This is a genomic window from Pseudescherichia sp., from assembly GCF_031979925.1.
Taxonomy (GTDB): Bacteria; Pseudomonadota; Gammaproteobacteria; order Enterobacterales; family Enterobacteriaceae; genus Pseudescherichia.
Window position 1 is genome coordinate 390,121 of record NZ_DALZFB010000002.1, and the last position, 23,162, is coordinate 413,282.

Consider the following 23,162-nt stretch of genomic DNA (forward strand, 5'->3'; position numbering starts at 1 on the left):
TTGGCAAGGTGTTGCTTTTATTTGCTTATCCACTGAGCCAGCGGCTGAACAAAGCGGGGATTAAGTTGTCGGATTGCCTGAAATACCATTAAAATAGATCGGATCGATTTAAGCACACAAAGGGGGAAGTGCTTAGTTATTATGAAACATAATCTACAAGTGATGAAAATGCGTTGGTTAGGCGCAGCGGTGCTGTTATCCCTGTACTCTTCATCGGGTTGGGCCTTTAACATCGATGACGTGGCAAAACAGGCGCAGTCGTTAGCCGCAAAAGGCTATGAAGCCCCGAAAAGCAACCTGCCCTCTGTCTTCCGTGACATGAAATACGCGGACTATCAGCAGATTCAATTCAATCACGACAAAGCGTATTGGAACAACGTTAAAACCCCATTTAAGCTTGAGTTCTACCACCAGGGTATGTACTTCGACCTGCCGGTAACCGTCAATGAAGTGACGGCGACGGCGGTGCATAAGATCAAGTACAGCCCGGACTATTTTAACTTTGGCAACGTCCAGCACGATAAAGACACGGTCAAAGATTTAGGCTTTGCCGGCTTCAAGGTTCTCTATCCTATCAACAGCAAAGACAAGAACGATGAAATTGTCAGCATGCTGGGGGCGAGCTACTTCCGTGTGATCGGTGCCGGGCAGGTTTACGGTCTCTCCGCCCGCGGTCTGGCCATCGATACTGCGCTGCCGTCCGGCGAAGAGTTCCCGCACTTCCGCGAATTCTGGGTTGAACGCCCGAAACCCACCGACAAACGCCTGACTATCTATGCCCTGCTGGATTCGCCGCGCGCGACCGGGGCCTACCGGTTTGTGGTGATCCCGGGCCGTGACACCGTAGTGGACGTGCAGTCTAAAGTTTACCTGCGCGATAAGGTCGGCAAGCTGGGCGTCGCCCCGCTGACCAGTATGTTCCTCTTTGGTCCAAACCAGCCGTCACCGGCGACCAACTTCCGCCCGGAGCTGCACGACTCCAACGGTCTCTCTATGCATGCCGGTAACGGGGAGTGGATCTGGCGTCCGCTGAACAACCCGAAACACCTGGCCGTGAGCAGCTATGCCATGGAGAACCCGCAGGGCTTTGGTCTGCTGCAGCGTGGCCGCGAGTTTAACCGCTTCGAAGATATCGACGATCGCTACGATCTGCGTCCGAGCGCCTGGGTCACACCGAAAGGCGAGTGGGGCAAAGGGAAAATCGAGCTGGTAGAGATCCCGACCAACGATGAGACCAACGACAATATCGTGGCCTACTGGACGCCGGATCAGCTGCCGGAAGCCGGTAAAGAGATGAACTTTAAGTACACCATCACCTTTAGCCGCGACGAAGACAAACTGCATGCTCCGGATAACGCCTGGGTCACGCAGACACGCCGCTCAACCGGCGATGTCAAACAGTCCAACCTGATCCGTCAGCCGGACGGCACCCTGGCGTTTGTCGTCGACTTCACCGGTGAAGAGATGAAAAAGCTGGCGCAGGATACCCCAGTCACTGCCCAGGTCAGCATCGGTGATAACGGTGAAATCGTTGAAAACGTTGTGCGCTATAACCCGGTCACTCAGGGATGGCGTTTAACCTTACGCGTTAAGGTTAAAGACCAGAAAAAGACGACCGATATGCGTGCTGCGCTGGTGAATGCCGAGCAGCCGCTGAGTGAAACCTGGAGCTATCAGCTACCTGCCAATGAATAAGACAACTGAATATATCGACGCGCTGTCTCTCTCTGCTGAAGAGAGAGCGGCGCTGCCGACAACGGATCTGCGCGCCGTGCACGAAGCGCTGGACGCTGAGCATCGCCGCTATGAGCGGGACGATGACACTCCGCTGGGTTCAGTTCAGGCGCGCCTTGAGCACGCCTGGCCGGATTCGCTGGCGGAAGGGCAACTGATTAAGGACGATGAAGGACGCAGTCAGCTAAAGGCGATGCCCGAGGCGAAGCGCTCCTCTATGTTCCCCGATCCGTGGCGTACGAACCCGATTGGCCGTTTCTGGGATCGCCTGCGCGGTCGCGATGTACCGCCGCGCTACCTGTCGCGATTGACTAAAGAGCAGCAGGCGAGCGAGCAGAAGTGGCGTACGGTGGGCTCTATCCGCCGTTACATTCTGCTGTTGCTGACCATTGCCCAGACGGTGGTGGCAACCTGGTACATGAAAACCATTCTCCCCTATCAGGGCTGGGCGCTGATCGCCCCGGAAGACATGATGGGTCAGGATCTGCTGGTCTCCTTTATGCAGCTTCTGCCCTATGTGCTGCAAACGGGGATCCTGATCCTCTTTGCGGTGCTCTTCTGCTGGGTGTCGGCCGGGTTCTGGACCGCGCTGATGGGCTTCCTCCAGCTGCTGATCGGCCGTGATAAATACAGCATTTCAGCCTCCACGGTGGGGGATGAGGCGCTAAACCCGCAGCACCGCACCGCGCTGATCATGCCGATCTGTAATGAGGACGTTGACCGCGTTTTCGCTGGCCTGCGTGCGACCTGGGAGTCGGTGAAAGCCACCGGTAATGCCGAGCACTTCGACGTCTATATTCTTAGCGACAGCTACAATCCTGATATCTGCGTGGCAGAGCAAAAGGCGTGGATGGAGCTGATTGCCGAGGTGCAGGGTGAAGGACAGATCTTCTATCGCCGCCGCCGCCGTCGTGTGAAGCGTAAAAGCGGTAACATTGACGACTTCTGCCGCCGCTGGGGCAGCCAGTATAGCTATATGGTGGTACTGGATGCGGACTCCGTCATGACTGGCGACTGCCTGTGCGGTCTGGTACGTCTGATGGAGGCTAACCCGAACGCCGGGATTATCCAGTCTTCGCCGCGCGCCTCCGGTATGGATACTCTTTACGCGCGCTGTCAGCAGTTTGCCACCCGTGTTTATGGCCCGCTGTTTACCGCCGGTCTGCACTTCTGGCAGCTCGGGGAGTCACACTACTGGGGCCACAATGCCATCATCCGCGTGCAGCCGTTTATCGAGCACTGTGCGCTGGCGCCGCTGCCGGGCGAAGGCTCGTTTGCTGGCTCTATCCTCTCCCACGACTTCGTGGAGGCGGCTCTGATGCGTCGCGCCGGTTGGGGGGTGTGGATCGCCTACGATCTGCCAGGCTCCTATGAGGAGCTGCCGCCGAACCTGCTGGATGAGCTGAAACGCGACCGTCGCTGGTGTCATGGCAACCTGATGAACTTCCGGTTGTTCCTGGTAAAAGGGATGCATCCGGTGCACCGCGCCGTGTTCCTGACCGGGGTGATGTCCTACCTCTCCGCGCCGCTGTGGTTTATGTTCCTTGCGCTCTCTACGGCGCTGCAGGTGGTTCACGCCCTGACCGAGCCGCAGTACTTCCTGCAGCCGCGTCAGCTGTTCCCGGTCTGGCCGCAGTGGCGTCCTGAACTGGCGATAGCGCTCTTTGCCTCGACCATGGTGCTACTGTTCCTGCCGAAGCTGCTGAGTATCATTCTGATCTGGTGCAAAGGCACGAAAGAGTACGGCGGATTCCTGCGTGTGACGGCGTCGCTGCTGCTGGAGGTGCTGTTCTCCGTGCTGCTGGCCCCGGTGCGTATGCTGTTCCACACCGTGTTCGTGGTCAGTGCCTTCCTCGGCTGGGAAGTGGTCTGGAACTCACCGCAGCGTGACGATGACTCTACCCCGTGGGGCGAGGCGTTTATGCGTCACGGCTCGCAGATGCTGCTTGGTCTGGTCTGGGCAATTGGCATGGCGTGGCTCGATCTGCGCTTCCTGTTCTGGCTGGCACCGATCGTTGTCTCGCTGATCCTCTCCCCGTTTGTCTCGGTCATTTCGAGCCGCGCAACGGTAGGCCTGCGTACTAAGCGCTGGAAGCTGTTCCTGATCCCGGAAGAGTATTCCCCGCCGCAGGTGCTGGTGGATACCGACAGATATCTGACGCTGAACCGTGAACGGTCGCTGGAAAATGGCTTTATGCAGGCTGTGTTTAACCCGTCATATAACGCACTGGCCACTGCTATGGCAACGGCCCGTCACCGAGCAAGCCAGGTGCTGGAGATTGCCCGCGATCGCCATGTCGAGCAGGCGCTGAACGAGACGCCGGATAAACTCTCCCGCGACCGTCGTCTGGTGCTGCTGAGTGATCCGGTGACAATGTCACGTTTGCACTACCGTGTCTGGTCCTCGCCGGAGCGTTATTCGTCGTGGATTAGTGAATACGACGCGCTGAAAACGAAATAAGTTTGCAACGCCCGGCGGCGCTGCGCTTGCACGGGCCTACAGAGTAAGTAGGCCGGGTAAGCGTAGCGCCACCCGACAAAAGTAATACCGGCCCAGTAGCCGGTATTTTTATATGGGATAAACTATGCGGATAATCACTCTGGTGATCATGGCGATGCTGCTTAGCGGATGCGGCAGCATAATCAGCCGTACTATTCCGGGGCAGGGGCACGGAAACCAGTACTACCCCGGCGTACAGTGGGACGTACGCGACTCAAAGTGGCGCTACATCACCGTTCTGGATCTCCCTTTCTCGCTGGTCTTTGACACGCTCCTGCTGCCTATTGATGCGCATCACGGCCCCTACGAGTAATTAACGCTCGTCCCACTCGTCCGCTGCGGTGCGACCCTCTTCGGTATCCAGCGGCGGTTGGAGCTGGTATTCACCCTCATCCCACTCGTGGAGGGTGTTCTCCTCCAGCCACTCCTGGCGCAGCTCAATCTCGTCGAACTCGCCGTCAAAAACGCTCTGCGCGGCTTCGCCGGTCAATAATGGCAGACACTCCCCGTCCTCGCCCTCGTCGGCTAAAAATTCCACCTGCCACATGATCTCGCCATCCTGTAGCACATACTTTTGCATATTAAACTGCTGAATGTTGGCGCTCTCTTCGTCCAGCTCAGGGCTGTTGGCCAGAAACTCTTCACGAGCAGCATCAATGGCTTCTTCCAGCGTGGCGTACATGGTCATTGGTTTCTCCCTGTGAAATTGACATGTTGTTCAGGGAAAGAATAGTTGAATCTGAGATTTTACAAGAATGATTGCGGAAAATAATTGAGGTGCGGGCGCTGGGGATCGTAGGCCGGATAAGGCATTATGCCGCCATCCGGCGTTACGGGAATCAAAAGTTAGTAGCGTGACGGCACGCCTTCGGGGCGAGTTTTGAAGCGGCGGTGCAGCCACATATACTGCTCAGGGGCCATCAGAATGCACTTCTCGACGATCTTGTTCATCCAGGCGGCGGTAGTTTCAGCATCGTCCAGCGGCGGTGACAGCTCGGGATCCAGCATCACCAGCTCGTAGCCTTTACCGTCCGGTTTGCGGCGCGGGACAAAGGGTACCAGCGCTGCGCCAGAGAGACGCGAGAGCATCCAGGTTCCCGAGGTGGTGGCGGCCTGATCGACGGCGAAAAGCGGCACGAAGACGCTGGCGCGCGGGCCGTAGTCGTGGTCCGGCGCATACCAGACAACTTCACCGCTCTTCAGCGCCTTTACCATCCCTTTCAGATCCTTGCGATCGAGCATGGTTTTATTTGAACGCAGCCGTCCCCAGGTTTGCAGCCAGTCGATCACCGGATTATCGTTGGGACGGTAAACGCCAATGCCCGGCGACTGCATGCCGAACATGCGCGCCCCCAGCTCCAGCGTCAAAAAATGGATGCCAATCAGCAAAATACCGCGTTTTTGTCTTTGCAGCTCATAAACAGGCTCAAAGTTAATGACATCCATCCAGCGGGCGATGCGCTTGTTCGACCAGAACCACGCCATGCCGGTCTCCAGCAGTCCCATGCCGGTAGACTCAAAGTTTTTTACTACCAGTGCGTGGCGCTCGTCAGGGGGCATATCAGGAAAGCACAGCTCAAGATTGCGCGTGGCGACGTGCACCCGACGCTTCATAAAACGCATCGCCAGCCGTCCCAAACCACAGCCCAGACGATAGAGAATTGGATAGGGGAGCTGAACAATAAGCCATAAGATGCCCACGCCGAACCACGTTAGCCAGTAGCGGGGGTGCAGCAATGCTGCTGAAAATTGAGGTAAATGCGTTATCTCTTTCCTGTTTTCCAACACCTGTTCTCCTTATGATCGTTACGGTGTGCAATGTAACGTAAACGCCAGGGATGTAAATTAACAGTATTTGCTTTATGATGCTGCCCGATTTTAATTCATCATTCACAGATTGCAGGAACGTACACCATGCCAGTGTTACACAACCGCATTTCGAATGAGGAGCTGAAGGCGCGTATGCTCGCTGAAACCGAGCCGCGTATCACTGTCTCATTCTATCAATATTTTACCATTGTCGATCCGCAGGTTACCCGTGACGAGCTGTACAAGGCGTTAACCGCGCTGAACGTATTCGGCCGCGTCTATCTGGCCCATGAAGGGATTAACGCGCAGATCAGCGTTCCGCAGAGCCAGTTCGAGGCGCTGCGCGCCTGCCTCTACGCCTTTGACCCGGCGCTGGACGGCCTTCGCCTGAACGTGGCCCTGGATGACGACGGTAAATCGTTCTGGGTGCTGCGTATGAAGGTGCGCGATCGTATCGTGGCCGACGGCATCGACGATCCTACCTTTGACGCCAGCGACGTTGGCGAATATCTAAAGGCAGCTGAAGTTAACGCCATGCTCGACGATCCCGACGCAATCTTTATCGATATGCGTAACCACTACGAGTATGAAGTGGGGCATTTTGAGCAGGCGCTGGAGATCCCGGCGGATACCTTCCGCGAGCAGCTGCCGAAAGCGGTTGAGATGATGCAGGAACATAAGGATAAAAAGATCGTTATGTACTGCACCGGCGGCATCCGCTGTGAGAAGGCCAGCGCGTGGATGAAGCACAACGGCTTTAACAAGGTGTGGCATATCGAAGGCGGTATCATTGAGTACGCCCGCCGGGCGCGGGAGCAGGGGCTGCCGGTACGCTTTATCGGTAAAAACTTTGTTTTCGATGAGCGGATGGGGGAGCGTATCTCTGAAGATGTGATTGCCCACTGCCACCAGTGCGGCACGCCGTGCGATAGCCATACCAACTGCCTGAACGACGGCTGCCACCTGCTATTTATTCAGTGCCCGTCGTGTGCAGAGAAGTATAAAGGCTGCTGTAGCGAGCTGTGTCAGACGGAGCGTGAGCTGCCGGAAGAGGAGCAGCGTCGCCGGCGGGCGGGGCGTGAGAACGGGAATAAGATCTTTAATAAATCTCGCGGTCGCCTGAATACCAAACTCGGCATTCCGGACCCGGAGTAAGCGTTGCTATCCTGCCGGGAGCGATCCCGGCAGGGCTTCAGCGAGGTGGTGCTATTTCTGGCGCACGCCCTCAACGGAGATAATCAGATCCACTTCCTGCGATGCCGGACCCAGATCGGTGTTGATATTGAAGTCCTTCAGCTTAATTTTACCTTCGGCCTCAAAGCCCGCACGGACGCCGCCCCACGGATCGTCACCCTGACCAATCAGCTTCGCCTCAAGGGTAACCGGCTTGGTCACGCCGTTAAGGGTCAGGTTACCGGTGATATCCAGCTCGTCGCCATCTTTCTTAACGCCGGTTGAGGCAAAGGTCGCCTGTGGGAATTTCGCTACGTTCAGGAAATCCGCGCTGCGCAGGTGCTTATCACGCTCGGCGTGGTTGGTGTCAACGCTGTTGGTATTGATGGTGACGTTAACCTTATCCGCAGCGGGATTCTGCTCGTCAAAGGTAAAGGTGCCGTCGAAATCTTTGAAGGTACCGTAGAGCCAGCTGTAGCCGAGGTGTTGGATACGGAAGTTAACGAAGGCGTGCTGGCCCTCTTTATCGATTTTGTAGTCAGCAGCTGCTGCAGAGCCGGTAGTGAACAGCAGTGCGCCGAAAGTTAATGCCAGCAGGTTTTTCTTCATCTTATGCTCCAGAGTCAGGGGACGATTTACCCAGCATACGTTTGAGGGTGTCGTCTTTATCAATAAAGTGGTGTTTAAGGGCCGCCAGGGCGTGGAGAACCGAGAGAATAACCACGCTCCATGCCAGCCACAGATGTAGGGTACCCGCCAGATCGGCCTGTGTGCCCGCGTCGGCCAGCGTCGCCGGGATCTCAAACAGGCCAAACACGCTGATGGGTTTACCGTCAGCGGTGGAGATGAGGTATCCGCTGATCACAATGGCGAACAGCAGGCCATAGAGAGTGATATGCGCGCCAACGGCAGCGACATGGGTGAGACGGGAGTAAGAGGCCAGCGCTTTGGGCGGCGGCGAGACATGGCGCCAGATCAGGCGAACCACCAGGCCCATCATCAGCAACACGCCGATGCTTTTATGCAGCTCCGGAGCCTGATGATACCAGCCGTCATAGTAGCTCAGTGTGACCATCCACAGGCCAAGAGCAAACATGCCATAAACCACAGCGGCAACCAGCCAGTGTAACGCAATCGAGACCGCGCCATAGCGGCGAGCAGAATTACGCATTTGCATACAGTTAACCATGTTCAAATATAAAGTTAACTTAAAATGGCCTGCAAAAAATATTAATGCAACTTAAAAATAACAAAAGCGATGGCTATTTTATTTTGTTCAGTTTTTTTGCTTCGATTTGGCTTATGACTTTCAATGATTTCGTTTCAAGCAACAGAATGTTGCTTGCTATCTGAGGTTGCAGGCTAGTTAGCCTACTATGTTCATTCAAAAAAACTGCGTTAAAACCAGGGTTTATTAAAGTAATGTCAATTTTTGTCAATATTACCTATCCGGCATAGATTATATAAATAAGATCAATCAACGCCAGCAGGGACCAGATAGCAATATAGGCCATCAAATGTTCTCGGACATTTTCAGTCAACCATGTAAATAACCGGCGCATTATATCTCCAGAGACAATGAAGCGTGAACAGGCCCCCTGCGGGGCCTTTTGCTTATCCTGCCATGAAACGGCGTAGCGAAAACGGGGTTAAATCAAAAGTTGATGTTTTACCCGCCGCAAAGTCAGCCGCAATTTCACCCAGCACGGAGGCAAACTTAAATCCGTGCCCGCTCAGACCGGTGATGACCATCGTGCTGGCGCTCTCCGGCAGCATATCGATGATAAAGTCCTCATCCGGGGAGTTATCATAGGTGCAGGCTGCGCCATACAGGCAGCCGCCAATGCCAGGCAGGCATTGGCGCAGGAAGGGGAAGCACTCGGAGCCATCAGTAGCCACACGGCCAAAGGGCACGCGCTCATCCTCGGCGTTGATGGACTGTCCGCCGTTATGCCTGCCGATTTTCAGCGCATCGTCTTCCGCCGGGAAACCGTAGTACTGGTCGCCGTTTGCCAGCTCGCCGGTAAAGGCCGGGAAGTTGTTTTTGCGGCTGTAGCGGCCATCGGCCTGATACCAGGCAAAGACCTTACGCACTGGCTGAATGGGCAGGGAGGGGAGTAGCTGCTTCACCCACGTCCCGGCGCTCACCAGTAGCCTGGCACCCTGATACTCACCATCGGCCGTCTCGATGGTAACACCGTCATTATGGTGATGGATCGCCGTCACCGAACAGTTAAAGAGCTGTGCACAACCGGCTTCCCGGGCGAGGCGGATCCAGGTTTTTATGGCCAGCTCGCTCTTTAACACCCCGGAGTTGGCTTCAAAGAGGGCGATGTAATCATCAGGCACGCGGAATTCAGGCCAGCGGGCCATCAGCGCCGCAGCGTCGAGCTGCTCAACGTTAAGATTAAACTGCTTAGCGCTCTGGGCAACGTTACGCAAGAAGTCAGAATTGGCGGGGCCAAGATTGACCACGCCGCTGCGGATAAACACCTCTTCACCGCTCTCTGCCGCCAGCTGCTCCCATAGCGCCTGCGCCCTGAGCACCAGCGGAACATATTTCTCGCCTTCGCCATAGGCGTGGCGGATGAGCCGTGTATCGCCATGATGGCTACCCTGCTGGTGGGGCGGCATATGGGCATCGGTCATCAGCACCTTTAACCCCGCTCGGGTGGCATAATAGCCCGCCGCCGCGCCGACTGAACCGCTACCGATAATAATGAGATCGTATTTCATAAGGCTCTCCTGGCAAAAACTGTGCTCAGGAGAGTAATTAACCCGTTGGCGTTATACAAGCCACAATTAAATAAGGCACCCTAAGGGTGCCTGTTGGTTGAAAAATGAGCATTCATTAATGCCGCCTGTACTCGTTTTCCTGGTAGTCGCCAGATTCGATCTTGGCAATGCCGGCTTCTAAAATCGATATAAATTGACGGGCAACGTCGGTCGTTAACCACAGAGTCTGTCCGACCTCAGTGTCATCACGGTCAGCGTGGTTCGGGGTCTGGTAGTGCAGGCGCAGCATCAGCGCATCGTAGCTGTCCACGGTGCTGATGTCCCACCCTACGAGCGGATGGGTTTGAATGACTTCATTATTTTTTACCATTTTAACCCCCTAAATGCGTGTTTAAAGACAACGACTCTTGAGGTTCAATGCGTGTTTATTGAAGCAACTTAAGTATATCAATAATTAAGCAGATTGCGCTAATAAAAAAAGAGGGGCACTTTTTTCTGAACTTTCTTAGAATTTTTTGAACAAGAAAACGACTAATTACGGCTTATTTATTACAGGGATAAGCGGCACCATCAGAATAATGCCTAAAAGTGAAAAAAAGCCGGGGCGACCCGGCAAAAGCACAATAGGGAAACAACCGTTAATCCTGCGTAAACCAGTCGTCAGCGCTCTCCCAGGTTTGCTGGAGGATCTCGCTAACGCGCTCTTTATCACCTTTGGCACCGCCGAGAACAGACAGATTGTTGGCGGCCGCATAGCGGACGGTCACCCTGTTTTCGGTATCGGGATAGTCGCTCTGCAGACGGCGGGAGAGTTCGCTTGCCAGCGCGTCAATCGCGCCCGGCGGTAAGGGTGTTGTTTTAGCGATGGTCACTTCGATACGCATGATTGCCCCCTGGATGATGTACTGTATTTTTATACAGTATAGACGAGGAACTTACAACAGGGGGCAGACTATTTTTTAGCGACGGATCCGCCAGTTAACGCGCTCACCCGCCAGGAAAGGGATCAGCGTGTCATCACTCAGGGCGATGCTTTCCGGCACCTGCTCCTCTTCGCGGACCAGCTCAACGTAACCTTCATTGACCGGCAGACCGTAGAAGCGTGGGCCGTTAAGCGAGCAGAAGGCCTCAAGATGCGCCAGGGCGTTCATCTCTTCAAATACGGTGGCGTAGCTGGCCAGCGCCGTCGGGGCGTTGAAACAGCCTGCGCAGCCGCAGCTGGTCTCTTTGCGCAGGCGAGCATGCGGGGCGGAGTCGGTGCCGAGGAAGGCACGTTCGAAGCCGCTGGCGACCAGCTCACGCAGCGCCTGCTGATGGACGTTACGCTTCAGGATCGGCAGGCAGTAGAGATGCGGACGCACGCCGCCCACCAGCATATGGTTACGGTTGAACATCAGATGCTGCGGAGTGATGGTGGCTGCCAGCAGCTCGTTACCGTCACGTACATAGTCGGCTGCATCTTTAGTGGTGATGTGCTCAAACACGACCTTAAGCGCCGGCAGGCGCTGACGCAACGGCTCCATCACCGTCTCAATAAAGCGTGCCTCGCGATCGAAAATATCGATCTCGGCGTGAGTGACTTCGCCGTGTACCAGCAGCGGCATACCCAGCGTCTGCATACGCTCGAGCACCGGCATGATAGCGTCAATGCTGGTGACCCCGTGGCTGGAGTTGGTGGTAGCATTAGCCGGATAGAGCTTGGCAGCGGTAAAGACGCCCTCTTTAAAACCGCGCTCGACCTCGTTGGGATCCAGCGAGTCGGTGAGGTAGCAGGTCATCAGTGGGGTGAAGTTGTGGCCGGCAGGGACGGCGGCAAGAATACGCTGGCGATAGGCGATGGCGGCATCGACGGTGGTCACCGGCGGTGCCAGGTTTGGCATCACGATAGCGCGGCCATAGGTTTCACTGGTATAGGGCACGACAGTCTTCAACATATCGCCATCGCGCAGATGTACGTGCCAGTCGTCAGGGCGGCGAATTTTTAAAACCTGGGGTTGTGCTGTCATGGTAGTGCTCCGGCTAAAGTAAAGTCAGTGATGGCTGGTTTTATGCCGGGCACTAAGCATAGGCGTAAACGTTTTCGTTTGCACCTCTTTCCTGATCGCAGGACCAAAATTGCCGCCTGCCAGATCAGTTAACGAACGGGATAACAATCTCGCCAGCTTTGATCTCCAGCCCTTTGGCATACTTTTTCGCCAGCGCTTCGCCTTTGCTGCTGTCCTCGCTCAGAACGTAAGCGGGCTGCTGGTTAAAGTAGTTTTGCAGAGCCTGGTTCAGGTAAGGAAGCAGGCTCTGTACCACCGGCTGCATCTTCTGTGGCATTACCGAGGCGTCTACTACCTCCATCTGCTGAAGAAAGATCGCCCCTTTCTCCTTATTGAAAACCGGCAGCGCCTTGAGCTTCAGTTTGACGGTAGCCTGCTGGCTACCAAAGAGCGAGTTGAGATCCAGCCCGGCATCGCCAGAGAGGGTGACTTTGTTTGGCTCCTCACGGCCAATAGCGCTGACCAGATTATTCAGCACAATATGTGCATCCGCTACCCCCGGCAGGCCAAGATCGCGGGAGAAGTTATTGTGTTTTTGCAGCGCCTGGTTGATCTCCTGCTCGCTGACGGTGTACTGGGTAAGCTGGTTACAACCCGCCAGCAGGCCGCCTGCGACAAGGGCTGCGGCAAATAAAATCTTCTTCATGGGATCCCTCAAAAGCCATCCATTTATGCCATCGTGACACAAAGCAGTCTGGCGTGCCAGCAGGAGGCGTAACAGCAGAAAAGGCTGAAAGCGGTGGCGGAAACCTGTGCTTCCGCCGGGCCGGGGGTTAAATTGCGATGGATGACAGGAGGTTAATTTGCGTCTGCTTGGCCATATTGTCGCGGTAGTCGGCGACGCGCGTAGGCCAGACGATACCGGGCACAATCGTCAGGTTGCGCAGCAGCGGGAAGAGGTGGATATCATCCTCGGAGAGTTCACCGTTAACCGCGTTGGGCTGGACAATATGCTTATCCAGATCGCGCAGGTCATCGCTGATTTTTTTTACCAGCCCTGCGGTATGGGCAAGATGCTCGCTAAAGTCACCGATAGCCGCCTCTTTTTTGTTGGTAAAATAAGCGCGCGCTTCAGGCGTCGCAAACTCATCAAACGGCGCTTTGGCAAAGCGCGGGAGCAGCAGGCGGTTGGTGTACTCGTTGACTTTACGTAACCATGCTTCAATGGCTGGCTTACGCGCTCCGGTGAGCAGCGGTTCGCCGTCAAGTTGGTCAACGTACTTCACAATGTCCAGGCTCTCAGCCATGTAGCGGCTGTCATCTTTTTGCAGGATCGGTGCCATCTTCTGGCCAATCATGCGGGTGGGCGTGGCTTCATCATCGCTAAGTAATACGTTAAGTTCGATCGGCAGATTTTTCAGTCCGAAGATCATGCGGGCTTTCAGGCAGTACGGGCAGTGGTCGTAAATATAGAGCTTCACGTTTCCCCTCCAGGTGATGGTTGTCCGTAACCACCAGTATGGAAGAGAAAAAAGCGCCTTTCAAATCAGGCCTCCGGTTCGAGCATTCCCGTCTGGGTATGCTTTGGACTGAACTGCCACCAGAGCGCAAAGAGAGTAACCAGGCCAATAGCAGACAGCATCATCCACGGCAGCTCGGGCTGGCTGAACGCTTTCCCGGCGTCGAATAGCCAGCCACCCCCCGCGTAGCCAAGGAAACCGCCGAAGGCGAGACCGAGGCGGCTAAAGCCCATATAGCTGCCTCGCGCTCTGGCATCCGCCAGTTCGGCGCTCAGGGTTTCGCGCGCCGGTTCGGCAATGATCGAGCCGATATAGAACGTGCAAATTAATGTAAAGAGCTGCTGTAACGAGCTGACCATACCAATCGGCAGCAGACTGAGGGTCATAAACAACAGGCCAGCCATCAGGCGCTGCTCCAGGCGGAAGCGCTTTTCGCTCCAGCGAGCGAGCGGATAGAGCAGGGTCAGGGACAGGCTCGCCTCAATGGCATACATCCACTTCACCGCCGCCGGAGAGCCTGCAATGTCGTTAACCATGATGGGCAGCATCAGCATCACCTGTACCGCCAGCATGTAGTAGCCGGTTAAGGTGAGCACGTAGGTCACGAAGCGTTTGTCGCCCATCACCCGGCTGAGTCCCTCCCGCACCGGCGTTTTTACCGTCGAGAGCGACCAGTTCGGCAGCAGCCAGGCGTTAAAGGCGGCGCAGAGGACAAATATCACCGCACCCGTAGCGCACACCAGGCGGAAATCGTACTGCAGCAACCAGCTGCCGAGCAGGGCACCGATCACCGCTCCGGCGCTGTCCTGCATCATCAGCAGCGAGAAGAAACGTCCGCGTAGATGAGGGCGGATCAGCTTGACCACCAGCGCCGAGCGCGGCGGATCGAACAGCGTGCCGCCGAGGCCGGAGAGGATGCACGAGCTCCAGAGCAGCCACGGCTCCTGCGCTACGGCCATGGTGGCGAAACCGGCGGCTCGCATCAGCATGCCGGTGACGATCATCGGCTTAGCGCCGAAGCGATCGGCGATAGCTCCACCGAAGATCCCCAGCCCCTGCTGGATAAGCTGACGCAGGCCGAGGGCGATACCCACCATCAGGGCGGCCCAGCCGAGCTGATCCACAAAACGAATAGAAATAAGCGGGAAGACGACGAAAAAACCTAACACAACCAGCATATTATCAATGAGCAGGAAATATTTACCCAGGCGCCTGGCCTGCGATACGCGGGACATCTCCCCTCCCGGGAATGTCAAAATAGTTACCCTGCTATTCTGCGTTGTTGCTGGATATTTTCCCACCGTTGCGGCGACGATATTTTTTTATCAAAGCAAAGCTTTGATTGATGCTCTTTATCGTAATAGTGGCGTACCGCAGGTATAGTTATCCGCAGGGGTAATAAGACGTTTCGACAGGAGTGGTGATTAATGTTCGGCTATCGTAACAACGTTCCAAAAGCGCGCTTGACGACGGACCGGCTGGTGGTGCGTTTAGTGCATGAGCGCGATGCATGGCGTCTGGCAGACTACTACGCAGAAAACCGCCAGTTTTTAAAACCCTGGGAACCCATTCGCGATGAGAGTCACTGCTATCCATCCGGTTGGCAGGCGCGTCTCAGCATGATTAACGAATTTCATAAGCAGGGAAGCGCCTTCTATTTTGCACTGCTCGATCCTGAAGAGAAAGAGATCATGGGCGTAGCTAACTTCTCTAACGTGGTACGCGGCTCGTTTCACGCCTGCTACCTGGGCTACTCTATCGGGCAAAAGTGGCAGGGGCAGGGGCTGATGTTTGAGGCGCTGACCGCCGCTATCCGCTATATGCAGCGCACCCAGCATATTCACCGCATCATGGCTAACTACATGCCGCACAACCAGCGCAGCGGCGGTCTGCTGGCACGGCTGGGCTTTGAAAAAGAGGGCTATGCCAAAGCCTATCTGCTGATTGATGGTGAGTGGCGCGATCATGTGCTGACGGCGCTGACCACACCGGAGTGGACCGCAGGCCGCAACTAAGGAAATAATAAGATGAAAATCCTGTTAAGCCCCGCCGAAGCGCGGATTATCGGCTGCCTGCTGGAGAAGCAGGTCACGACCCCGGAGCAATACCCTCTCTCTCTCAACGCGGTGGTGAGCGCCTGCAATCAAAAAACCAACCGTGAACCCGTCATGTCGCTGGGCGACGCCGAAGTGCAGGATCTCCTCGACGCCCTGGTTAAGCGGCACTATCTGCGCAACGTCAGCGGTTTCGGCAACCGGGTCACGAAATACGAGCAGCGCTTTTGTAACTCCGAGTTTGGCAATCTCAAGCTCAGCAGCGGCGAGACGGCGCTCGTCACTACGCTGCTGCTGCGCGGGGCGCAGACCCCAGGCGAGCTGCGGATGCGGGCGGCCAGAATGCATGAGTTTGCCGACGTGCCGGAGGTTGAACAAACCTTAGAGGCGCTGGCAAGCCGGGAAGATGGCCCCTTTGTGGTCCGTCTGCCGCGTGAGCCGGGCAAACGTGAAAGCCGCTACATGCACCTGTTTAGCGGCGAGGCAGTTCCGGAGGCCACCGCCGATGTGAGCGAAGCGTCACCGTCAGAGGATCTCGCTGCGCGGGTGGCGACGCTGGAGAGTGAAGTCGCCGAACTGAAGCAGCGTCTCGATTCGCTGCTGGCACACCTGGGAGATTAACTATGACACAGTTACGCATAGGCGTAGTGGGGCTGGGCGGTATCGCCCAGAAGGCCTGGCTGCCGGTACTGGGCGCGGCTACCGACTGGACGCTACAGGCTGCCTGGTCGCCGTCGCGGGAGAAAGCGTTAGCCATTTGCCAGCGTTGGCGGGTGCCCTACGCCGGGTCGCTGCCGGAACTGGCCGCTCAGTGCGATGCGGTGTTTGTCCACACCTCTACGGCCTCGCACTACGCGGTGGTAAGCGAGTTACTCAACGCCGGTGTGCATGTCTGCGTCGATAAACCATTGGCAGAGAACCTTGCCGACGCCGAGCGGCTGGTGGCGCTGGCCGCGCGTAAGAATCTGATCCTGATGGTCGGCTTTAATCGCCGCTTCGCGCCGCTCTACCGCGATCTGAAATCCCAGTTGGCTAACGGGGCCTCGCTGCGCATGGACAAACATCGGAGCGACAGCGTCGGGCCGCAGGATCTGCGCTTTACGCTGCTGGATGACTACCTCCACGTGGTGGACACCGCCCTGTGGCTGGCGGGCGGCGAAGGCCAGCTCAACGGCGGCACGCTGCTCACCAACGACGAGGGGGCGATGATCTACGCCGAGCACCACTTTAGCCACGATGCTCTGCAAATCACCACCAGCATGCACCGCCGGGCGGGCAGCCAGCGCGAGTGGGTGCAGGCGGTGACCGACGGTGGCCTGTACGACGTAACCGATATGCGCGAGTGGCGAGAAGAGCAGGGCAGCGGCATTACGCTGCGTCCGATTCCCGGCTGGCAAAGCACCCTTGAGCAGCGCGGATTCGTTGGCTGCGCCCAACACTTTATCTCCTGCGTGAAAAATCAGACTGCACCTGAAACTTCCGGTGAGCAGGCGGTGCTGGCCCAGCGTATCATTGACAGGCTCTGGCGCGAGGCGATGGCTGAATAACCCACTGTAGTATCTGGTAATAGTTTCTGGATGTAGTATTTCATCGCAATCCAGGTAGACTAAGCGCTTCTTCTAACGCCTGCTCTGCAGGCGTTTTGCCGCAGGGTTCGGATTAATACGGTAATGAATTTATTAAAATCGCTGGCTGCGGTCAGCTCGATGACTCTCTTTTCTCGCGTGTTGGGTTTTGCTCGCGACGCCATTGTGGCGCGGGTGTTTGGCGCAGGGATGGCAACTGACGCCTTCTTCGTGGCGTTCAAACTCCCCAATCTGCTGCGTCGTATCTTTGCCGAAGGTGCGTTCTCTCAGGCCTTCGTGCCGATTCTGGCCGAGTACAAAAGCAAGCAGGGCGAGGATGCCACCCGCGTCTTTGTCGCCTATGTCTCTGGTCTGCTAACGCTGGTGCTGGCGATTGTCACCATCGCCGGGATGCTGGCTGCGCCCTGGGTGATTATGGTCACCGCACCGGGCTTTGCCGATACCGCCGACAAGTTTGCGCTCACTACCCAGCTGCTGAAGATCACCTTTCCCTACATTCTGCTGATTTCACTGGCCTCGCTGGTGGGGGCGATCCTTAATACATGGAACCGCTTCTCGGTGCCGGCCTTCGCGCCCACGCTCTTGAATATCAGCATGATTGGTTTTGCGCTCTTTGCCGCGCCGCTGTTTCATCCCCCGGTGCTGGCCCTGGCCTGGGCGGTCACCGTCGGCGGCGTATTGCAGCTCTTCTACCAGCTGCCGCACCTTAAAAAGATTGGCATGCTGGTGCTGCCGCGCATCAGCTTTCGCGATGCGGGGGCAATCCGCGTCGTTAAGCAGATGGGACCGGCTATTCTTGGCGTCTCGGTCAGCCAGATCTCGCTGATCATCAACACCATTTTCGCCTCGTTCCTGGTCTCCGGCTCGGTCTCGTGGATGTACTACGCTGACCGCCTGATGGAGTTCCCCTCCGGCGTGCTGGGCGTGGCGCTGGGCACTATCCTGCTACCGTCGCTCTCCCGCAGCTTCGCCAGCGGCAACCATGATGAATACTGCCGCCTGATGGACTGGGGCCTGCGCCTCTGCTTCCTGCTGGCGCTGCCGAGCGCCGTGGCGCTGGGGATCCTCGCCAAACCGCTAACGGTCTCGCTGTTCCAGTACGGTAAATTCTCCGCCTTCGACGCGCTGATGACCCAGCGGGCGTTGGTAGCCTACTCCGTGGGGCTGATGGGGCTTATTGTGGTGAAGGTACTGGCACCGGGGTTCTACTCGCGGCAGGACATCAAAACGCCGGTTAAAATCGCCGTTGTCACGCTGATTGTGACCCAGTTGATGAACCTGGCCTTTATCGGCCCGTTCAAACACGCCGGACTGGCGCTGTCGATTGGCCTTGCTGCCTGCCTCAACGCCAGCCTGCTCTACTGGCAGCTGCGTAAGCAAAAAATCTTTACCCCGCAGCCGGGCTGGCAGCGTTTCCTGCTGCGTCTGGTAGTGGCCGTGGTGGTGATGGCCGCAGCGCTGTTGGGTATTCTCTCGGTGATGCCGGAGTGGTCGCAGGGAACAATGGCCTGGCGTCTGCTACGCCTGATGGCGGTAGTGGCGGTGGGGGGCATAGCCTACTTCGCCACGCTGGCGCTGCTGGGCTTTAAGGTGAAGGAGTTTGCTCGCCGGACGGCGTAAAACAGCTCAGGCCTGGGCAGCGCGCCCGGGCCTGCGCGGTGAGAGGTCAGATGGAAATTTTCTTGCCGCCGCGGTGGGATACTGAAGTCTGGCCATTTGCGCCGTAGAGGGCAGGCTCCTGATGCGGTTTTAACACCTCCAGCGCCTGTCTGTTGCGCTGGATCTGATCTTCCAGCAGCCAGCCGTTGTGCTGGTTAAGCTCGCGCAGGTGCTGCGTTTTTTTGGTGATCGTCAGCCAGCGGCCCGCGATATCATCGTTTGCGCTCTGCTTCATATTCTGTTCGGCACGACGCTGCTGTTCAAGATAGTCCAGCGTGGCGAGCAACGAACTCTTCTCTTCGGTAATACGCTGTAGCGCGCTGCCGTTGATCTGGCCCGCCGAAAGATGTTGTTGCTCAGCATCCATCACGCCTTTCAGCGCGTTCAGGATAACTGTCATTTGATCAAGAACTTCTGACAGTTTGCTCATACGCTCACTTACTCTGTAAGAAACTCTGCGCTTCGCTAATCAGGGCATCGGCAATTTTGCCGGTATCCATTTTCAGCTCGCCGTTGCGGATCGCGGTTTTCAGGGCTTCCACGCGCTCCATATTGATATCTTCACTGCCCGCCTGGGTCAGCTTGGTTTGCGCATTGCTAATGGTGACGCTGGTACTGTTCGCCGTAGCGGATTTTTCCAGACGCGCTTTTGGAGTCTGAGTGTCGTTAGTTTCGCGCGGCTGGACAGTGCTTACCGGCTTTAATGGCGATGTACGATCAATGCTCATAGTGTTGTCCTCATCGAGGGTTCGCGGCGTTGGGGCTTGCCATCATCATATATTGCTTAATTATCGGCAAGGGCCGCAAAATCTTTAAAAAGATTACAGATTAATAAGAATATTCCCATCAGGCGCCACCGTTCCGCTCACCACCTGGCCCGATGCCATCCGCACGCGGGCGTTTTGCGCCACCGAGGCGTTATTCAGCGCCTTGCCTTCACCGTTTACGCTAAAGCCGTCGCCGCTGGCGATTACCTGTACACGCTCTCCGGCTTTGACCCGCCATGACTGGCGCAGCATCGAGAGCTGAATGGCCTGGCCCGGCGCGAGATCGCGCAGGCTTACCGCATCCTGGGCCTGGTTGATATCCAGCATGGTGCGCGGCGGGAGCCGATCCAGACGGCCACGCTTCAGGGTCACGCTGCCCGGCTCCAGCGTGCTACCACGCGTAATCGCCTGGGCCGCCACCACGTAGTTGCCGGTCGCCTCTACCATGACCTGTAAATAGCGTTTCTCATTGGCGCACTGGGCCAGCACGTTAACGCTGCCCCACAGCTTCGCGTTACCCGCGACGCTTAGCGCCGGTTGTTCACAGGCAGGCAGAAGATTCGCCGGGGTTCGTACCTTAACGGCGACCTCATCGCTAAAGCCCGCCAACCGTTGGGAAAAAAAGGTGGTCAGCTGAGCGGTGAGATCCTGCGCCGACGCCAGTGGGCTGGCGAACAGCAAAATTGCGCCGCATACGCTTTTCACACTGTGCATGACTAGCTCCTGCCTGGATTAGAGAGTGAGGGGATTTTACCCGTAGCGCAGATCTATCAACGCAATAAATAGCGACGCATTTTGCGTTTATTCCAACGATAAGGCGTGCCCTCTGCCCTTTAAGCTGTCATCTGTCATTTTCTCATCAGCGTAACGTCATCAGCGGGGGAGACATGCTCGATAAACTCGATGCCGCGCTACGATTTCAGCAAGAAGCATTAAACCTGCGCGCCCAGCGCCAGGAAGTTCTGGCCGCCAACATTGCCAACGCCGATACCCCGGGGTATCAGGCGCGCGATATGGATTTTGCCAGCGAACTTAAAAAAGTGATGGAGCGCGGCCGGGCCGAAACCAGCGGTGTATCGCTGGCGCTGACCTCCAGCCGTCATATTCCTGCCCAGACCATCGCCGCACCGTCTACTGAGCTGCTCTATCGCATTCCCGATCAGCCTTCACTGGACGGTAACACCGTCGATATGGACCGGGAGCGTACCCAGTTTGCCGATAACAGCCTGCAATACCAGACCGGGCTGAGCGTTCTGGGTGGACAGATCAAAGGCATGATGAGCGTGCTGCAGGGAGGAAATTAATAGATGGCACTACTGAACATTTTTGATATCGCCGGATCGGCGCTGACCGCCCAGTCCCAACGGCTGAACGTGGCGGCCAGTAACCTGGCCAACGCCGACAGCGCTACCGGCCCGGACGGCCAGCCCTACCGCGCCAAGCAGGTGGTTTTCCAGGTCAATGCCGCAGCGGGCGCACCCACTGGCGGCGTCAAGGTCGCCAGCGTTATTGAGAGCCAGGCCCCGGACAAGCTGGTCTTTGAGCCAGGCAACCCGCTTGCCGATGCGAAAGGCTACGTGCGGATGCCTAACGTGGACGTCGTCGGTGAGATGGTTAACTCCATGTCCGCCTCGCGCAGCTACCAGGCAAACGTTGAAGTACTTAACACCGTGAAGAGCATGATGCTGAAAACGCTCACGCTTGGCTCGTAAAGGAGAGTCGCATGTCTATCGCTGTAAATCTCAACGACACCACCAGCACTACCGCCACATCGACTGCTACCAGCGCGGCAAGCGGCAGTAGCGCGACGGATCTGCAGAGCAGCTTCCTGACGCTGCTGGTTGCCCAGCTCAAAAACCAGGATCCCACCAATCCGATGGAGAACAACGAGCTGACCACCCAGCTGGCGCAGATCAACACCGTCAGCGGCATTGAGAAGCTCAATACCACCCTGGGCGCTATCTCCGGCCAGATCGACAACAGCCAGTCGTTACAGGCGAGCACCCTTATCGGTCACGGTGTGATGATCCCCGGTACCACCGTGCTGGCGGGTAGCGAAACGACTACGCCGTTTGGCGTTGAGCTGACCCAGGCGGCGGATAAAGTCACCGCAACCATCACCGATAAAAACAACGTGGTGGTGCGCACCATTGATATTGGCGGCCTGAGCGCGGGTGTTCACACCTTTAGCTGGGACGGCAAGATGACCGACGGCACTGCCGCCCCGGACAGCGCCTACACCGTTTCCATCAGCGCCAGCAGCGGATCCACCCAGCTGGTGGCCCAGCCGCTGCAGTTTGCGCTGGTGCAGGGCATTACCAAAGGCAGCACCGGTAACACCTTAGATTTGGGTACCTACGGTACCACCACCCTCGACGAAGTACGGCAGATTATCTAAGCCTTTACACTTATCAGGAGTAAGTCATGGCCTTCTCACAAGCGGTCAGCGGCCTGAATGCTGCGGCCACCAACCTCGATGTCATTGGTAACAACATCGCCAACTCCGCCACCTATGGCTTTAAATCTGGCACCGCGTCCTTCGCCGATATGTTTGCCGGTTCTAAAGTCGGTCTCGGCGTGAAGGTTGCGGGTATTACCCAGGATTTCACCGACGGCACAACCACCAATACCGGTCGTGGCCTCGACGTTGCCATCAGCCAGAGCGGCTTCTTCCGCCTGGTCGACAGTAACGGTTCGGTGTTCTACAGCCGCAACGGTCAGTTCAAGCTGGATGAAAACCGCAATATCGTTAACATGCAGGGTCTGCAGCTGACCGGCTTCCCGGCCGCTGGCACCCCGCCGACCATCCAGCAGGGCGCAAACCCGACGGCGATCTCCATTCCGAACACGCTGATGTCGGCAAAAACGACCACCACCGCGGCGATGCAGATCAACCTGAACTCCACCGATGCAGCGCCGACCGTGGCCTTCGATCCGACCAATGCCGACAGCTACAACAAAAAAGGCTCGGTTACCGTCTTCGACAGCCAGGGTAACTCCCACGATATGAACGTCTATTTCGTGAAGAGCGGCACCAGCAATACCTGGGATGTCTACACTCAGGACAGCAGCGTGGCGAACAGCGCCGCGACGCTCTCCACCACCCTGGGCTTCAGCGAGACCGGCGCACTGACCTCCGGTGGCACCGCCAACGTGACGACGGCCACTATTCCGGGCGCGGACCCGGCTTCCTTTAGCCTGAGCTTCCTGAACTCCATGCAGCAGAACACCGGCGCAAACAACATCGTGGCGACCAGCCAGAACGGCTACAAGCCGGGTGACCTGGTGAGCTACCAGATCAACGACGACGGCACCGTAGTGGGTAACTACTCTAACGAGCAGACCCAGCTGCTGGGCCAGATTGTGCTGGCTAACTTCGCTAACAATGAAGGCCTGGCCTCCGAAGGCGACAACGTCTGGACAGCGACCCAGTCCTCCGGTGTGGCGCTGCTGGGCACCGCAGGCAACGGTAACTTCGGTACCCTGACCAACGGCGCGCTGGAAGCCTCCAACACCGATCTGAGTAAAGAGCTGGTCAATATGATCGTCGCGCAGCGTAACTATCAGTCGAACGCGCAGACCATCAAAACCCAGGATCAGATCCTCAATACCCTGGTTAACCTGCGCTAAGCGCCTGAC

The 23,162-nt window shown here is 56.8% G+C and carries 27 protein-coding genes; 12 read left to right on the forward strand and 15 right to left on the reverse strand.

Annotation, left to right across the window (positions count from 1 at the left end; all coding sequences use genetic code 11):
* Window positions 1-159: 159 nt before the first annotated feature.
* The 3 genes from mdoG to RTM13_RS05300 all read left to right on the forward strand — a co-directional run bounded on the left by mdoG (window position 160) and on the right by RTM13_RS05300 (window position 4,547).
* The gene (gene mdoG, locus RTM13_RS05290) at window positions 160-1,695 is read left to right on the forward strand and encodes a glucans biosynthesis protein MdoG (protein ID WP_312210725.1); all 1,536 of its coding nucleotides are present in this window, start codon (window positions 160-162) and stop codon (window positions 1,693-1,695) included.
* On the forward strand, window positions 1,688-4,195 hold the full coding sequence (mdoH, locus tag RTM13_RS05295; protein WP_312210726.1) for a glucans biosynthesis glucosyltransferase MdoH: 2,508 nt from the start codon (window positions 1,688-1,690) through the stop codon (window positions 4,193-4,195). The genes mdoG and mdoH overlap by 8 nt, the downstream gene beginning before the upstream one ends.
* Before the next feature lie 124 nt (window positions 4,196-4,319).
* The gene (locus RTM13_RS05300; RefSeq protein ID WP_312210728.1) at window positions 4,320-4,547 is read left to right on the forward strand and encodes a YceK/YidQ family lipoprotein; all 228 of its coding nucleotides are present in this window, start codon (window positions 4,320-4,322) and stop codon (window positions 4,545-4,547) included.
* Here RTM13_RS05300 and RTM13_RS05305 read toward each other — a convergent pair whose 3' ends face one another.
* Window positions 4,548-4,922, reverse strand: a complete 375-nt coding sequence (locus tag RTM13_RS05305; RefSeq protein WP_268108392.1) for a MysB family protein — start codon at window positions 4,920-4,922, stop codon at window positions 4,548-4,550.
* A gap of 158 nt (window positions 4,923-5,080) precedes the next feature.
* On the reverse strand, window positions 5,081-6,001 hold the full coding sequence (locus tag RTM13_RS05310) for a Kdo(2)-lipid IV(A) acyltransferase (RefSeq protein ID WP_312211016.1): 921 nt from the start codon (window positions 5,999-6,001) through the stop codon (window positions 5,081-5,083).
* 147 nt (window positions 6,002-6,148) lie between these two features.
* Here RTM13_RS05310 and RTM13_RS05315 point away from each other — a divergent pair, with 147 nt between their 5' ends.
* Complete coding sequence (locus RTM13_RS05315) at window positions 6,149-7,198, forward strand: rhodanese-related sulfurtransferase (RefSeq protein WP_312210731.1); 1,050 nt, start codon at window positions 6,149-6,151, stop codon at window positions 7,196-7,198.
* A gap of 51 nt (window positions 7,199-7,249) precedes the next feature.
* Here RTM13_RS05315 and RTM13_RS05320 read toward each other — a convergent pair whose 3' ends face one another.
* From RTM13_RS05320 to mdtH, 10 genes are all read right to left on the reverse strand, one after another.
* Complete coding sequence (locus tag RTM13_RS05320; RefSeq protein ID WP_312210733.1) at window positions 7,250-7,825, reverse strand: YceI family protein; 576 nt, start codon at window positions 7,823-7,825, stop codon at window positions 7,250-7,252.
* 1 nt (window position 7,826) lies between these two features.
* Window positions 7,827-8,393 (reverse strand): cytochrome b, encoded by a 567-nt coding sequence (locus tag RTM13_RS05325; RefSeq protein ID WP_312210735.1) that lies wholly within the window; start codon window positions 8,391-8,393, stop codon window positions 7,827-7,829.
* Window positions 8,394-8,661: 268 nt separating this feature from the next.
* Window positions 8,662-8,778: a YceO family protein gene (locus RTM13_RS05330; RefSeq protein WP_312210736.1), complete on the reverse strand. Its 117-nt coding sequence runs from the start codon at window positions 8,776-8,778 to the stop codon at window positions 8,662-8,664.
* Between the two features lie 52 nt (window positions 8,779-8,830).
* Window positions 8,831-9,952: an N-methyl-L-tryptophan oxidase gene (gene solA / locus RTM13_RS05335; RefSeq protein WP_312210738.1), complete on the reverse strand. Its 1,122-nt coding sequence runs from the start codon at window positions 9,950-9,952 to the stop codon at window positions 8,831-8,833.
* A 115-nt stretch (window positions 9,953-10,067) separates the two neighbouring features.
* Complete coding sequence (gene bssS, locus RTM13_RS05340) at window positions 10,068-10,322, reverse strand: biofilm formation regulator BssS (RefSeq protein ID WP_103821249.1); 255 nt, start codon at window positions 10,320-10,322, stop codon at window positions 10,068-10,070.
* A gap of 268 nt (window positions 10,323-10,590) precedes the next feature.
* A complete protein-coding gene (gene dinI, locus RTM13_RS05345) occupies window positions 10,591-10,836 on the reverse strand; it encodes a DNA damage-inducible protein I (protein WP_312210740.1) in 246 nt (81 codons plus the stop codon).
* Window positions 10,837-10,911: 75 nt separating this feature from the next.
* Window positions 10,912-11,958: a dihydroorotase gene (gene pyrC, locus RTM13_RS05350; RefSeq protein ID WP_312210742.1), complete on the reverse strand. Its 1,047-nt coding sequence runs from the start codon at window positions 11,956-11,958 to the stop codon at window positions 10,912-10,914.
* A 124-nt stretch (window positions 11,959-12,082) separates the two neighbouring features.
* Window positions 12,083-12,643, reverse strand: coding sequence for a lipoprotein (locus tag RTM13_RS05355; RefSeq protein ID WP_312210744.1), 561 nt, complete (start codon window positions 12,641-12,643; stop codon window positions 12,083-12,085).
* A 127-nt stretch (window positions 12,644-12,770) separates the two neighbouring features.
* Complete coding sequence (grxB, locus tag RTM13_RS05360; protein WP_312210746.1) at window positions 12,771-13,418, reverse strand: glutaredoxin 2; 648 nt, start codon at window positions 13,416-13,418, stop codon at window positions 12,771-12,773.
* Window positions 13,419-13,483: 65 nt separating this feature from the next.
* Entirely contained in the window at window positions 13,484-14,692 is a 1,209-nt protein-coding gene (gene mdtH, locus RTM13_RS05365; RefSeq protein ID WP_312210747.1) for a multidrug efflux MFS transporter MdtH, read from the reverse strand.
* 192 nt (window positions 14,693-14,884) lie between these two features.
* Here mdtH and rimJ point away from each other — a divergent pair, with 192 nt between their 5' ends.
* The 4 genes from rimJ to murJ all read left to right on the forward strand — a co-directional run bounded on the left by rimJ (window position 14,885) and on the right by murJ (window position 18,717).
* Entirely contained in the window at window positions 14,885-15,472 is a 588-nt protein-coding gene (gene rimJ, locus RTM13_RS05370) for a ribosomal protein S5-alanine N-acetyltransferase (protein WP_312210749.1), read from the forward strand.
* Window positions 15,473-15,484: 12 nt separating this feature from the next.
* The gene (locus RTM13_RS05375) at window positions 15,485-16,132 is read left to right on the forward strand and encodes a YceH family protein (RefSeq protein WP_312210750.1); all 648 of its coding nucleotides are present in this window, start codon (window positions 15,485-15,487) and stop codon (window positions 16,130-16,132) included.
* 2 nt (window positions 16,133-16,134) lie between these two features.
* Complete coding sequence (locus RTM13_RS05380) at window positions 16,135-17,058, forward strand: Gfo/Idh/MocA family oxidoreductase (RefSeq protein ID WP_312210751.1); 924 nt, start codon at window positions 16,135-16,137, stop codon at window positions 17,056-17,058.
* Between the two features lie 123 nt (window positions 17,059-17,181).
* Window positions 17,182-18,717 carry a murein biosynthesis integral membrane protein MurJ gene (gene murJ / locus RTM13_RS05385; RefSeq protein WP_312210752.1) on the forward strand — a complete coding sequence of 512 codons (1,536 nt, stop codon included), beginning with the start codon at window positions 17,182-17,184 and terminating at the stop codon, window positions 18,715-18,717.
* Between the two features lie 46 nt (window positions 18,718-18,763).
* Here murJ and flgN read toward each other — a convergent pair whose 3' ends face one another.
* The 3 genes from flgN to flgA all read right to left on the reverse strand — a co-directional run bounded on the left by flgN (window position 18,764) and on the right by flgA (window position 20,237).
* The gene (gene flgN, locus RTM13_RS05390) at window positions 18,764-19,186 is read right to left on the reverse strand and encodes a flagella biosynthesis chaperone FlgN (RefSeq protein ID WP_312210754.1); all 423 of its coding nucleotides are present in this window, start codon (window positions 19,184-19,186) and stop codon (window positions 18,764-18,766) included.
* Window positions 19,187-19,190: 4 nt separating this feature from the next.
* Window positions 19,191-19,484: a flagellar biosynthesis anti-sigma factor FlgM gene (gene flgM / locus RTM13_RS05395; RefSeq protein ID WP_312210756.1), complete on the reverse strand. Its 294-nt coding sequence runs from the start codon at window positions 19,482-19,484 to the stop codon at window positions 19,191-19,193.
* 93 nt (window positions 19,485-19,577) lie between these two features.
* A complete protein-coding gene (gene flgA, locus RTM13_RS05400) occupies window positions 19,578-20,237 on the reverse strand; it encodes a flagellar basal body P-ring formation chaperone FlgA (RefSeq protein WP_312210758.1) in 660 nt (219 codons plus the stop codon).
* Window positions 20,238-20,410: 173 nt separating this feature from the next.
* On the opposite strand from flgA, the gene flgB reads away from it, so the two are divergent.
* Genes flgB through flgE form a run of 4 tightly spaced genes read left to right on the forward strand, consistent with a single transcriptional unit; the run spans window position 20,411 to window position 23,153 of the window.
* Window positions 20,411-20,827 (forward strand): flagellar basal body rod protein FlgB, encoded by a 417-nt coding sequence (flgB, locus tag RTM13_RS05405; RefSeq protein WP_312210760.1) that lies wholly within the window; start codon window positions 20,411-20,413, stop codon window positions 20,825-20,827.
* 3 nt (window positions 20,828-20,830) lie between these two features.
* Entirely contained in the window at window positions 20,831-21,235 is a 405-nt protein-coding gene (flgC, locus tag RTM13_RS05410) for a flagellar basal body rod protein FlgC (protein ID WP_312210762.1), read from the forward strand.
* Between the two features lie 11 nt (window positions 21,236-21,246).
* On the forward strand, window positions 21,247-21,921 hold the full coding sequence (gene flgD / locus RTM13_RS05415; RefSeq protein ID WP_312210764.1) for a flagellar hook assembly protein FlgD: 675 nt from the start codon (window positions 21,247-21,249) through the stop codon (window positions 21,919-21,921).
* Between the two features lie 26 nt (window positions 21,922-21,947).
* On the forward strand, window positions 21,948-23,153 hold the full coding sequence (gene flgE, locus RTM13_RS05420; protein ID WP_312210765.1) for a flagellar hook protein FlgE: 1,206 nt from the start codon (window positions 21,948-21,950) through the stop codon (window positions 23,151-23,153).
* Window positions 23,154-23,162: the final 9 nt, after the last annotated feature.